General features: G+C 46.0%; 13 protein-coding genes. All 13 read right to left on the bottom strand.

Translation table 11 applies throughout. The features are described 5' to 3' along the window. Positions 1–4: 4 nt before the first annotated feature. The 13 genes from msbA to Q4G98_RS02415 all read right to left on the bottom strand — a co-directional run bounded on the left by msbA (position 5) and on the right by Q4G98_RS02415 (position 13,556). Positions 5–1,738 (bottom strand): lipid A export permease/ATP-binding protein MsbA, encoded by a 1,734-nt coding sequence (gene msbA / locus Q4G98_RS02475; protein ID WP_298565337.1) that lies wholly within the window; start codon positions 1,736–1,738, stop codon positions 5–7. Further along, the gene (gene lpxB, locus Q4G98_RS02470) at positions 1,738–2,871 is read right to left on the bottom strand and encodes a lipid-A-disaccharide synthase (RefSeq protein WP_298565336.1); all 1,134 of its coding nucleotides are present in this window, start codon (positions 2,869–2,871) and stop codon (positions 1,738–1,740) included. The genes msbA and lpxB overlap by 1 nt, the downstream gene beginning before the upstream one ends. Before the next feature lie 141 nt (positions 2,872–3,012). Further along, positions 3,013–3,816 (bottom strand): LpxI family protein, encoded by an 804-nt coding sequence (locus tag Q4G98_RS02465; RefSeq protein ID WP_293661823.1) that lies wholly within the window; start codon positions 3,814–3,816, stop codon positions 3,013–3,015. Positions 3,817–3,828: 12 nt separating this feature from the next. After that, positions 3,829–4,635, bottom strand: coding sequence for an acyl-ACP--UDP-N-acetylglucosamine O-acyltransferase (gene lpxA, locus Q4G98_RS02460; RefSeq protein WP_177561456.1), 807 nt, complete (start codon positions 4,633–4,635; stop codon positions 3,829–3,831). 171 nt (positions 4,636–4,806) lie between these two features. After that, positions 4,807–5,250, bottom strand: a complete 444-nt coding sequence (gene fabZ / locus Q4G98_RS02455; protein WP_177561490.1) for a 3-hydroxyacyl-ACP dehydratase FabZ — start codon at positions 5,248–5,250, stop codon at positions 4,807–4,809. Then, entirely contained in the window at positions 5,250–6,080 is an 831-nt protein-coding gene (gene lpxC, locus Q4G98_RS02450; RefSeq protein ID WP_366917016.1) for a UDP-3-O-acyl-N-acetylglucosamine deacetylase, read from the bottom strand. The genes fabZ and lpxC overlap by 1 nt, the downstream gene beginning before the upstream one ends. A gap of 33 nt (positions 6,081–6,113) precedes the next feature. Further along, positions 6,114–7,004: a lysophospholipid acyltransferase family protein gene (locus tag Q4G98_RS02445; protein WP_298565330.1), complete on the bottom strand. Its 891-nt coding sequence runs from the start codon at positions 7,002–7,004 to the stop codon at positions 6,114–6,116. A gap of 21 nt (positions 7,005–7,025) precedes the next feature. After that, positions 7,026–8,051 (bottom strand): UDP-3-O-(3-hydroxymyristoyl)glucosamine N-acyltransferase, encoded by a 1,026-nt coding sequence (gene lpxD / locus Q4G98_RS02440; protein WP_177561454.1) that lies wholly within the window; start codon positions 8,049–8,051, stop codon positions 7,026–7,028. A gap of 54 nt (positions 8,052–8,105) precedes the next feature. Beyond that, positions 8,106–8,516 carry an OmpH family outer membrane protein gene (locus tag Q4G98_RS02435; protein ID WP_177561453.1) on the bottom strand — a complete coding sequence of 137 codons (411 nt, stop codon included), beginning with the start codon at positions 8,514–8,516 and terminating at the stop codon, positions 8,106–8,108. 15 nt (positions 8,517–8,531) lie between these two features. After that, on the bottom strand, positions 8,532–9,440 hold the full coding sequence (locus tag Q4G98_RS02430) for a hypothetical protein (RefSeq protein ID WP_293661812.1): 909 nt from the start codon (positions 9,438–9,440) through the stop codon (positions 8,532–8,534). 61 nt (positions 9,441–9,501) lie between these two features. After that, entirely contained in the window at positions 9,502–9,984 is a 483-nt protein-coding gene (locus Q4G98_RS02425; protein ID WP_366917015.1) for an OmpH family outer membrane protein, read from the bottom strand. 77 nt (positions 9,985–10,061) lie between these two features. After that, positions 10,062–11,327: a hypothetical protein gene (locus Q4G98_RS02420; RefSeq protein ID WP_298565322.1), complete on the bottom strand. Its 1,266-nt coding sequence runs from the start codon at positions 11,325–11,327 to the stop codon at positions 10,062–10,064. Between the two features lie 18 nt (positions 11,328–11,345). Continuing rightward, positions 11,346–13,556, bottom strand: coding sequence for an outer membrane protein assembly factor (locus tag Q4G98_RS02415; RefSeq protein ID WP_301961818.1), 2,211 nt, complete (start codon positions 13,554–13,556; stop codon positions 11,346–11,348). Positions 13,557–13,572 lie beyond the last annotated feature (16 nt).

Raw genomic sequence — 13,572 nt, 5'->3', positions numbered from 1 at the left:
AACCTCACTTCGCTTCTTTGTTGCGATACTGAATTTTATACAAATGTGCGTACAGACCATCCAGGGCTATAAGCTCATCGTGTGTTCCTGCTTCAACCAGACAGCCTTTTTCCAGCACTAAGATTTTATCGGCATTTTTAATCGTCGACAGCCTGTGAGCTATGACAAAAGAAGTCCTGCCGACCATCAATCTATCCAGGGCTTCCTGCACGATCCTTTCACTCTCTGTATCCAGAGCGGAAGTAGCTTCATCCAGAATCAAAATGCGTGGATTTTTCAATATTGCCCGGGCAATAGCGATCCTCTGCCGCTGCCCGCCGGAAAGATTCACACCGCGGTCGCCCAGCTTCGTTTCATAACCGTCTGACAGCTGCATGATAAAGTCATGGGCATTAGCTGCTTTGGCTGCAGTCTCGATCTCTTCCCGAGTCGCGTCCAGCCGGCCGTAAAGAATATTATCATAAACGGAGCCATTGAAAAGCATCGTTTCCTGAGGGACGATACCGACCTGTTCCCGCAGAGAATTTAAGGTTACCTCGCGCACGCTGTAGCCATCAATTTTGATATCGCCTTTATTAACATCATAAAAACGCGGCAGCAAATTGGCAATAGTCGATTTGCCGGCGCCGGAAGGACCAACGATAGCAATTACTTCGCCCGGGGCTACGGTAAAAGAAAGATCCTTGATTACATCACCTTTCTCGTTATAGGCAAAAGTAACATTTTGGAATTCAACTTTGCCCTGAACCTGCGGCAGAAGTCTGGCATTGTTTACTTCAACAATTTCTTCCGGCATATCAATGATCATGAACACCCGCTGCGCGGCGGCTAAAGCTTTTTGAATATTACCAATGACTCTGGTCAGCCGTTTGATCGGATTGGAAATATTGACGGCGTAAGTAAGGAACGCCACCAGCGACCCTGCTGTGATCGTACCATTGATGACGTTATTGCCGCCGTACCAGATGATCATCGTCACGCCAATAGCTGCTACAAGTTCAACGACAGGCGTTAAAGTTGCCATCAGCTGTGCGTTTTTCATATTGGCCCGGAAATTAGCTTTGTTTTCCACATCAAAGCGATCAACCTCATAGTCTTCCCTGACAAATGATTTGATAACTCTGGCAGAAGCTACCGATTCCTGCAGGACAGAAGTAATATCCGCAGTACATTCCTGGATCCTGCCGCCTGTTTTACGGATTTTTTTACCAAAAAATTCCATAAACCACAGTACCGGTGGGAAGGTACAGACCGTAAAAAGCGTCAGACGCCAGTCAAGATAGATCATAGCCACTACAGAACCAATCAAAATAAAGCCTTCGGTAATCATTTCAATGGTATTTTCGACCATAGCTGATTGCAATGCGTTGACGTCGTTGGTAACATAACTCATAATCGTACCGGTTTTATTTTTATCATAAAAAGACACGCTGAGCCGCTGCAGCTTTTTAAAAACCGCCGCCCTAATATCAATAATTACTCTTTGCCCAACATAGCTCATCAGATAATTTTGCCCATACCAAAATAACCCGCGCACAATAAAAATGGCAATAATACTTGCTGCGATCCAGTTCAGCAGCGCGCCGTTCTTATCGGCCAGTACCTGATCGATCATATCTTTAATGATCCAGGGGATATACAGATTACCGGCCGCAGCCATGATCGTACAAAACATGGCAAAAAGCAATCTATGCATATATGGTTTTATATAACCTAAAATCCGCAAATATAGTGTCATTATTTCTCCTCAGCAATACGCAGAATCAGTTCTGCAACTCTATGTACAGCCCCGGAAGCTCCCAGGCGCTCTTTGACATATGCCAGATCTTTTTTCATCTGCGCGTTCCGTTCCGGCTCCAGTAGTTTCAACGCCTCCTGCTGTAAACGCTCCGGCGTAAAATCCTCCTGCAGCAACTCGGGCAGGATATGTCTGCCCGCAACAATATTGGGCAAACCAATGTCCGGTATATTGATCACTCTGCGGGCAATAAACGCAGTGATCGGCGACGTTTTATAAACGATCGCCGAGCCCAAACCGCACAGAGCCGCTTCCAAAGTTACAGTACCGCTGGTTGCCAGTGCCAGGTCGGCACTGAACATCACATCATAATTGTCGCCTTCTATTATTTTTACCGGCACACCCGCGGCTTTTACCATATTTTCCAGCATCTCTAACGGAATTGTTTTAGCCCTGGGCATTGTAAAATCGGTGTCCGGCCGCTTCTCTAAAATCAATTTAGCAGCCTGCAGCATCGTCGGCAGCATTTTTTGTATTTCCATCAGACGGCTTCCCGGAAGCAATAAAATCAGATCACGTCCGGCTTGCTTCCCAGCTTTTTCCCAGGCATCCGCCTGGGTCAGATGCGGTTTCACTATATCTACAAGCGGATGCCCTACAAACTCCGTATCCGCTCCTGCTGCTTTATAAACTTCATACTCAAAAGGGAAAATCGCCGCCACCTTGTTGACGATCTGTGCCACACTTTTTGCGCGGCTTTTGTGCCAGGCCCAGGCCGAAGGACTGATATACGAAACGACAGGAATGCCCATCAATTTCGCAAGTTTGGCCAGACGCATATTAAACCCCGGATAATCAACAACTACCAAGCAGTCAGGCCTGCGTTCTTCCATTACTTTCGCAAAAGCATTCTTCAATTTAAACAAGGCCGGTAATTTACAAATTATTTCCGCAAAGCCCATGACGCCGTGTTCCTTAATATCAAATAACACTTCGCCGCCAGCTTCACGCAGACAATCGCCGCCCATCCCGAAAACTTCAGTCTCAGGAGCAATTTTTTTCAATTCTCTTGTCACTGCCGCAGCATGAATATCTCCCGAAGCTTCTCCGGCAGAAATAAGTATTCTGACCATAAGTGCTCCCTTCCTGCTATCAAAAATATGAAAAAAAGTTTTATCGTTCTTATTTTATTACATAACAATTCATTTTATATTATAACACAAAAACAGACTGAACGTATCGCTCAGCCTGCATAATTAGCAATTATTTTTCATTTATCTGGCCACAATAGTAATATCATGCGCATCTGCCAGCGCCAGAGTTTTTTCTTTTTCTACAAGCAGTGTCCTGCCGGCTTCTATCACTAAGCCTGTCGCCCCTGCAGCGATCATCGACTCCAGAGTTTTCGTACCAACGCTGGGCATATCGAATCTGTTATCCTGCGCCGGCTTGGCAGTTTTGGCGACAATAACGCCCTTACCAAGCGTTCCGCCACGCAAAATACAGGCATCAGTGCCTTCAATAGCTTCAACCGCCATTAAAGCGCGATCTTTTACTACTACTGTCTGCCCAATATCCAAACGTCCTATTTCCCTGGCCATGGCAAAACCAAACTCCATATCGGCCAATTCCGCTTCTGTAGGCTGCCTTTTTGTCAAAACACCGGCGGCAGGGAGCAGCGGCTGGATCAAAAGCGTTTGATCGAGGACTTTGATCCCTTCGCCTTCCAGTTCTTTGACAATAGCGTTCATAATGGTATCGTCTTTCCTGTCAGGCACAGAGGCCAGGATCTTGATGGCTCTGAGATCAGGAACAACGGCTCCGGCTTTATATAAAAGCTCTTTGGTGACTTTGCCTATCATCGTCACAGCTTTTACATCATTTTTCTTTAAAGTACTGATGATCTTCCCGATTTTTCCTATATGGATATCATAATAAGCATCAACAGCTTCGGACAGCTCCGGATCTATATCTGGAACAACTCCGACAGCGACAACTCTATAGCCCATGGCTTTGGCCGATAAAGCTACGTCCACCGGCAAATGGCCGATGCCTGACAATAAGCCTAAAGTCTCCACCAGGTCACCACCTTAATCTCTGCGGGTACGAATAATACCGCGTTCTACATTACGCAAAAAGCGCATTAAATGCTCAACAGGCTCACTGCTGTCCAGCTCCTGTTCCATTGTCGCCACAGCCTCCTGCAAAGGCAGACCGGATCTGTATAAAATCCGGAAAGCTTTTTTCAGCTGACTGCGGATCTCCTGAGGCATCCCCGCTCTGGCAAGACCCACGCTGTTCAATCCCGATACAAAAGCAGGGTCACCTGCAACGATCATAAACGGCGGAACATCCTGGGCAACACGTGCCATCCCGCCGATCATAGCATTACGGCCGATCTTGCAGAATTGGTGTACTGCCGACAAACCGCCGATAACAGCCCTGTCTTCCACGATGACATGTCCGGCCAGCGTTGCTACATTAGACATAATAACATTATTGCCTACGATGCAGTTATGGGCGACATGCGTATAAGCCATCATCAGGATATTATTCCCGATAATAGTTTTGTTGCCTTCGCCGGTAGCTCTGTTGACGGTAGTGCATTCACGGAAAACACAGCCATCGCCGATAACAGTGGAAGTCTTTTCATCTTCAAATTTTAAATCCTGCGGTTCGGCACCAATAGAACACCCGGGGAAAAATTTACAATTTTTCCCGACTGTAGTATATTTATGGATCACCGCATGAGCTCCTATTTTACAATTATCGCCGATGACTACGTCTTCGTCGATAACGGCATAAGGGCCTATTTCAACATTCTTTCCTAAAACAGCATTGGGATGGATGATTGCTGTTTCGTGAATCTTAGGCATAGGAATAACAACCGAACTCATTTCCTTCACTCCTCAATTTTAATCAGACAATTAAACAGCTTATACTATATTACCTATATTCTTCCAAAGCCCTTATTTTTTCGCACGCTGAATTCGGTTGTTTTAACTGATTACGTGCAAAAAACTTCCTATTTCATCATTTTACTGCAAAAATCGACCCTTTTCCATTAATCAGGAATTTTTAGGATCCATAATCGCAAAGGTGCAATCACACTCACAGGCTACCTGTCCATCGACTTTGCCTTCGCAGTGAATAACCCCCATATTCCCGCGTATCTTTACCACTTCTGCCGTAGTGATAACCTGATCCCCAGGTACTACCTGACGGCGAAAACGTACATTATCAATTTTACCAAAAACAGCAATTTTGCCGCGGTTTTCTTCCGGGTACAGCATTGCTACACCACCGACCTGAGCCATAGCTTCGATCAGAAGTACGCCGGGCATGATCGGTTCGCCGGGAAAATGCCCTAAGAACTGCAGCTCGTTCATGGTAATATTTTTGACACCGACGGCTCTTTTCATTGGTTCCAAATCCAGAATACGGTCTACCAGGAGCATTGGGTAACGATGCGGAATAATTTTTTGAATTTCGATAGCATCTAAAGTAATCATCATTTCTCCTCCTCGATTCTATAGGCTTGAATTTGCTTTGCCAAACAAGAATTAAAAGCATGTCCTGATTTTACGGCAATTATATGGCCACGGAGATGACCTAACAGATACAGATCCCCGATCACATCTAAAATCTTATGTCTGATCAGTTCATTGTCAAACCTTGTTTCCGACAAAATTTTATCATCATCAAAAATAACGACATTGTCAATGCTGCCTCCAAGTCCCAGGCCCATCTGCTGCATCTGCTTGATCTCACTCATAAAGCCGACCGTTCTGGCTGCAGCTATCTCCTGCAGGAAGGACTCTTCCGTCAGCTCAATATCAAAATACTGTGTACCCAAAGCAGGATGCGCATTGACTGATACAAAAGAAATCCTGTAACCAGCATACGGCTGGATCGTGATATATTTATCACCTTCATAAACAGAAAACGCCCTGTCGACAGCATAAATCTTTCTTGGCTTAGCTTGCTTGCTTCTCCCTGCCTGTGAAATCAGCTCGCAAAATACCGCGGCGCTGCCGTCGGTTACCGGAGGTTCCGGGGCTGACATTTCGATCCGGCAGTTGTCGATGCCCATCATTGAAAGCGCCGCCATTAAATGTTCTACTGTAAAGACCTCAGTTCCGTTCTCACTAATGGTAGTAGCCTTAACCGTAGAACTTACATTCTCTGCTAAGGCCTGTATTTCAGGCTGCCCAGGCAGATCTGTACGTACAAAAACAATACCTGTATCCTCTTTGCCGGGCAATAATTTTATTGCAACTTCTTTGCCTGAGTGCAGACCTATGCCAGAATAGGCAATAGGTGCCGCCAGCGTTTGCTGCATTATTTCTTTCAAATCTTCCGCCTGCCCTTCCGATTATTTTTTAGCCGCAAATCTCTCGCGTCCATCTTTCCAGCGGTCATGTACCCAAAACCACATCGCCGGGTCGCTGATGATCTCATGCTCTAAAATAACGATCAGCTCCCGTGTCACATCATAAAAATCCTGCTGCTTATCTTTACTCTTAGGTGTATAGAGCGGTGGATGTATTTTGGCAGTACAGGTACCATCTTCGTTATTATGCATAAAAACGGGCAGGATAGGCGAACCGTAAAGCCGGGAGAGCGCCGCAGCGCCTAATGGCGTTATTGACTTTTTACCAAAAAGATCCAGCTCTACACCATCATCATTGGTATCCTGATCATACAGCACACCCAGCAGCTTTTTCTCCTTCAGAATCCTGCTGATCGCCAATAAGCCCTGTCCACCGCGATTATAGGCAACTTTTTGCCCCACCATTTCGCGATATTCATTGATAAAACGGTCCATATATTTATTATTCTGCTTTCTTGTTATCGACAGCATCGGATAACCGTGCAAAGCGATCGTCGCACCTAAAAGCTCCCAGTTGCCAAAATGGCCTGTTGCAATAATAACACCTTTATCCTGCTTATAGGCTTCTGCCAAATATTCCAGACCTTCTACTTTCACAAGCTGATCTATATTCTCCCGATTTAACAAAGGAAAGCGCATTACTTCTACTACCATTCTACCAAATCTGCGCAGACTTTGCTCGGCTATCTGCCTAGCTCTTGTCTCGTCTACGCCAAGACATTCGCGTATATTGGCCATAGCCATCTGCAGGCGCCATTTTGGGGTAGCAACAACGGCAAGGCCTCCCAGTATTGCAGCCGTTAAGCTGCGCAGCCACTTAGGCGCAATACACATGACCCAGCTGAAAAACTTAACTATATAGTAAGCAAGCACTGTTTTGCACCGCCTTATTTCTTATTTTTCTAATTTGGCTACAGTTTCTTCCAGTACTTTGACCTTTTTCAGCAGCTCACCAATTTTTCTGAGATTTGCCTCCTGCTTCAGCCATTCTTTATGGGGACGGGCCGGAAAACCTGCATAAAACGAATTGGCAGGTACATTATTGGTAATGCCTGTTTTGCCGCCAAAAACGCAATTATCGCCGATAGTGATATGCCCGACAGTGCCGACCTGGCCTGCAAAGGTTACATTGTCACCAACAGTTACGCTACCGCTGATCCCGACATGGGCTACAACCAGACAATTTTTCCCTAAAACATCGTTGTGACCTAAATGTACCAGATTATCTATTTTGGTACCCGCACCAACAATCGTACTGCCTGCAGTAGCTCTGTCAATACAGGTATTATTTCCTATTTCAACTTCATCTTCTAAAATTACATTGCCAGCCTGGAGCACACTGCTGTGCCTGCCGGTCTTTTTATCTGTGATATAACCAAACCCGTCACCGCCGATAACACAACCTGACTGCAAAACGACATTGCTGCCGATAACGCAGTTTTCTCTTATAGTGACCTGCGGATAGAAAATACACCCTTTACCTGTTTTAACATGTCTGCCAACATAGACATGCGGATAAATCACACAATCATCGCCAATCTCAGCATCTTCCTCAATAACAGCAAACGGCTGTATCGCAACATTTTTGCCGATCCTGGCACTGGCAGCGACCGAAGCCAGCGGGCTGATCACCCGTTCGACATCCTCTCTGGCACGGAAAAGCTTTAGTAAGGCTGCAAAAGCGGCACGCGGATCTTCAACTCTGATCACAGGTCTGTCAAGCGTTGGGTCTTCCGGTGCTAAGACCATTACCCCGGCTTTACTGAGATGACAATGCTCCACATGCGGCGGCACGGCAAAAGAAATATCCTGCGGCCCGGCTTCAACCAATCCGTTTACTCCTGTAATTACCAGATTTTGATCCTCATTTTCAAGCGTCCCCTGTAAATATTCTGCCAATTCCCTCAACGTCTTCTCCATAACTCTGCCTCCCGCTGTTTTAAAAAAGCGGGCAGATCAACCGCCCGCCGCATCTTATTTCATTTTTTCAATTACTGCGTCAGTAACATCCACACCGCCCTGAGGCACGGCTTCTTTGATCAGTACTGCGCCCAGGCCCTTTTCTTTAGCTACTGCATTTAATGCGGAATCCAAACTAGCTTTTAATTTGTTTTGCGCTTCTGATTGGACAAGCTGCATTTCAGCAGTCTTATCTTCCACAATCTTTTTCTGCTCTTCCTGAGATTTGCCTTCCATCTCTTTAGTCATTTCTTCCTGCAGGCTTTTGCCTTTAGCAGCGACATCTTCCTTCACTGTTTTTACTATTTCAGCTTTGCTTTCAACAGCTTTCATATCAACTACGCCAAATTCGGCATTCCGTCCGCTGCAGCCAAAAGACAACATCGCAACTGCCACCATTAACCCTGCTACTACTTGTTTTTTCATAATCTATCGCTCCTGTTATTTCATATTCTGCAAAGCCTTAATAACATCATCGGTAATGTCATCAGCTTTGATATTGACTTTTACACTATGAAAGACAACCGTATACTGCCGCTCATGGGCAAGTTTAATCACATTACTTTCAATATCATTACGAATGTCTTCTTTTAGCCTTTCATTACTTTCCTGCAGTTTATCAATCTGCTTGTCAATCGCCGCCATTGCATTAGTCAATGCTTCCGGGACCTGGGCCAAATCAGCCTGATCTTTGGACAATCCGGCAGCCATATCACCCTGCAGCTTCTGATGCAGCTGCTCTGCCTGTTGTTTTAATCTGGCCTGTGTCGCTGCTACCAAAGGCTCCATTTTCGCGCTGATGATCTGATTTTTTGCTGCTAAAATCTTCTGCCTTTGCTGTTCCCGTTCAGACTGTACCTGATTGAGTTCATTTTGAACAGCTTCACGTTCTTTAGACCGCATTTTTATGGCTTCCAGCCGTAACCGCAAATTTAAAATTTTCAGCTGATAAGCATCTTCCAGTTCCTGCTCCTGCTCTGCCAAAGCAGCGTCAGCCTCTTTGACAACGGCATCATAAGCCTCCAAAAGCTTTTTTCTTTCACTGGCCTCAGCAGCATACATTTGTGTCTGAAAATCAGCATCCAGAAAGTTAGCCTTACTGTTTTGTTTCAATTGCTGCAGTCTGGTCAACCCGGCTATCTGGGTCTTAGCAACTTCCGCCTGTTCTTCACGATAACGCAGCAGTTTCTGCAGCTCAGCTTCACCCTGCTTAAAAGCAGTCTGCCTGGGATGAGCACTGACGGCCTTATCCCAGTCAATAACGGCAATTTTATCCTTGCCGCCCGGAGCATGACCACAGGCAGCAGTAAGTAATACGACTATCAAAATTATCGGCGTCAACCAGCGCATACTTTACCTCCTGCAGTTAAACAGAAACAAGGCCCTTTACAATAAAGGGCCTCGTCCGACATTATTTACCGCTTTGCAAAGCCTTGGATACTTCGTCAGTAATATCGAGACCACCGTAAACAACGGTATTTTTGTCAACAACTACGGACAAACCTTTTTTATCAGCGATCTTCTTGATCGTCGCGTCAATTTTTTTGTAAACAGGCTCCATTAGCTCATTATTTTTATTAGCTAATCTTTCCTGTAATTGCTGGTAATAACGCTGTTTTTCGGTATCATTCATGGTTTTGCCTTTTTCCTCAAAATCCTTTTGGGCATTATCGATCTCCTGTTTCATACTGGCCTGTACATTTTGCAGATCAGGCACCTGAGAAAGCAGCATTTGATAATTGACCACACCAATAGCCGATTCACTGGAAGCAGCTGATGCCACACCATGAGCGCCGCTTTGAGTCAAGGTCAGCGCAAAACATCCTAAAACAAAGATCGCTGCAACAAACAAAGATATCATTTTTACATTTTTTGGATCACGTAATTTTTGCATCATAATAAAAATCCCTGCTTTCAGTTCTAATTATACTAAATAATTATATCAGTCAGAATCTTTTCTTTCAACCTTTATCACAAATTTCCGACGATACGGAAATATGGTTTATCATTAGAATAAACATATTCCGCGCTCAGGAATTCGTGAATGCGGTACCTGACCCCGATTTCCGTAGTATTACTGCCTGAAAAATATTCTGCCCGCAACCGCCATTTCGGCGTTATATCCTGTTCCAAACGATAGACATTTTCTCCCAGCGGGCTGCGCCGCATATAACTGGCTGTCGTTTTACCGTGATGCAGTGCATAACCGGCGGAAAAATCCCAACTGACATCGTCAAAAACCACACCAACTTCGCCAAAAATTTCATCTCGCTTAGAGATATATTTGCCAAAATGGGCCCGGCCAGAAATGTTGTTCTCATTCCGTCCTATATCGCCGTAGCCTTCAAACCAGATTTTATACTCATCAGATTCCAGCCGAATCCTGACCCCGGCATTGACACCGGGCGTCAAAACCACGCTTGGACGCAGATTATGTCTTTGGACCTCGGGTTCTGCGCTGAGCTCTGTTAAAAGTTCCTGTTCCAGTTCGGCTTTATGCCTGCTGACATACGTTACCGGCAGACCTCGAAGCTCCTGCGTCCTCTGTGCATAACGCTGTTTGATATTCAGCAGCAGCAAATTGGGGATGGATTGAGAAACCATCTCATATTCAAGGCTCTGCACCAGCTGTCCCACCGGATAGATGACCACCTGGATCACAGTCCGCCGGTCTTCACGAACCACATCAACGGCAGCTCTGAATTCCGGCAGCGCAGTCTCAACCTCTGCTCTTACCAGCCGGCGCAATACGCCTCCTGCCCAGTCAGAAGCATCTGCAGAAGACCCCCGCAAGACAGCTTCCAGCTGCTTTTGCAGTTCCGGCAGCTTCGACTCCAGCAAAGCAGCCGTATTTTCTTCCACACCCGAAAACTGCAGGTCAACGAAAACATTATCAATGACTTCACTCCAGGGTGAAACAACCATTGTCACCTGCGTCTGCGGGCCTAACTGCAGCATGACGTTTTCCATCTGGTAGCCGTTCAGGACCCTGTCCCCAACTTCTCCCAGCAAATGCACATATTCACTGCGCACAGGTTCCACTTTCTCCGTATCCTTATCCAGCAGCAGCTGTTCAGCTACAGTCTGCATACTTGCCGACATGCGCTCTAACAAAATATTACTGGTAGACCCTCTGTCCAAAACATTAACGCTGACGCTTTCAATAACGGCAGCATTCACTGCCTGCGGCAGCAAACACGCCAACAAGCCTGCAGCTAAAATTCTTACAATCTTCACGGCATACTACCGCCTGTTTTAGAATTGACCGCCGAAGCTGAAATGGAAACGTCCGCCCTGATCGCCATAACCATAATCAAGCTTAACCGGCCCCAGCGGAGAATTGATGCGCAAGCCGACACCATAACTGTATTTCATCTCACCTAAATCAAAGGCTGTTTCACGGTCTTTGTCCCAGGCATAGCCGCTGTCGACAAATAAAACGCCCTGTACCTTTTTCACGATCGGCATTCTGTATTCAACGGTGCCCTTCAGCATACTGTTGCCTTTGAACTGGTCATCTTTGTAACCGCGCAACGTATCGCTGCCGCCCATCGAAAATCTTTGGCTCAGCGGCATGCTGCCGGAAGCATAACCGGCTCCCAGCTGTACGGCAATAACGTTTTCCGCCCCCTGACGATAGTAATAACGGTAATCGACAGAGTATTTTGTAAAGTCAAAATCGCCGCCTAAACCGGCATATTCGATCGTATAGGCATTGCGTTTACCTTCATGGGGATCATAAATATTATCGCGGGAATCATAGACTCTGGCGACACCGACGCTGCGTGTTACACCAAAGTTTTTCTTACGTCTGTATTCACCGTCAGGACCGTCATATTTAGCATCATAGTCAGGATTACTATTCCAGGAATTCTCATAATACTGCGTGCTGTAACCATCGACAGCCCCTTTATAAATATCGTCACGGTTCTTTAAGGTCAGATAATTGCTGACATACTCGTTATTGGTCTTACGGCTGAAGGTCAATTCCTGACCCCGGCGTTTTTTGTCGTAACGGGCAATTTCGTCGGCATTACGGTCATAATCCGCATATTCGTTAGTAACATCGTATAAAGTAATGGTCGCGCTTGTTTCTTTGCTGTCGATCCAGGGTCTTGTATACGAGAACTCATAGTTCTTATTATCTGCACCGCCGAATTCCCAGCGGATATTGACCTTGTCACCCGTACCGCGGAAATTTTTATCGCCCACGGAAACCATACCGATAAAACCGTCCGCATCACTGTAACCGGCGCCGATACCAAAAGTACCTGTATTCATTTCTACAACGGAAATCTCAATTTCAACAGCATTAGGCTGCTGTCCGGGATTCAGTTTGATATTGACATCTTCAAAATAACCTAAATTATAGATGCGCTGCATACTGCGGCGGGCATCCTTCGCATTGAAAGGCTCGCCTTTTTTGAGCTTCATTTCGCGGATAATAACATAATCTTTGGTCTTGGTATTACCTTTGATTTTAAAGTCTTCAACGATACCTTCATTGACAACAAGCAGCAAAGTACCGTCAGGCTGCATCCTGATATCCGCCACACGTGCCAGAATATAGCCTTCTTTATTGTATTCAGCTTCCAGACGCTGTACTTTCGCGTTTACTTCTTTGATATTGATCAGCTGATTTTTGGGAAGATCCAGCAAGCTTTCAATCTTTTCTGTAGAAATCTTGGTATTGCCTTCTACCGCCAGCTGCTGGTAAATAGGATTTTCCATGACATGATAGGTTATCTGCACGCCTTCCGGGACCTGCTTAAATTCCGGCTGCAAATCATAAAACCAGCCCATATTGTAAATGGCATACAGGTCTTTGCCTAAACCGTCAGAGGTCAAAGTCATGCCCGGCTTAGTTTTTAAAACACTGATGATCTCTTCAGTAGGCGTCACATTATTGCCGCTGACCATGATTTTAGTCACCAGCTGGCCAAAATATGGTGCCGCAGCTTTTTCCACTTCTGCGGGTGGGCGCATCGGCGGTTCTTCTTCACGGGCAGCTGTGGTGTTGGTCTGCGGAGCATTAGCCACCGCTTCCTGGGCGGACTTTTCCGCCTCTTCTCTGGCAGCAGCTTTTTCTGCTTCCTGCCTGCTTAAAGGACGTTCAGCGTCTGTGTCTGCCTGTGCTGTTTCATCAGTGCCAGTTGCTGCCTGCTGCCCAGTAGCCGGACCTTTATAGCGAGGATCGGAAATATCTTCGGACGGGTTATTATGCATACGGTAAACCGTCTTTTTCCCCTTTTTGCTCAGCCCGCCTTTATCTTTTCCTTTGCCCTTCTGGGCCTTCTGTGCCTTTTCAAGAGCAGCTCTGGTGACGATCTGCTCCTGTCCGCCGATGGTCATAGTCTGATTCTCCACGACATCGGCCGCACTGTTTTCCTGTGCCCATACAGGAGTTGTCAGCAAAAGCGCTGCCAGGCTCAAAGATAAGGGCCGCAACATATTTTTTCTTCTCATCCAAAAATCCTCCCTA

It is taken from the genome of uncultured Phascolarctobacterium sp., from assembly GCF_958349595.1.
GTDB lineage: Bacteria > Bacillota > Negativicutes > Acidaminococcales > Acidaminococcaceae > Phascolarctobacterium.
The sequence above is the reverse complement of the archived record's forward strand: the minus strand, read 5'-3'. Positions and strand labels throughout refer to the sequence as shown.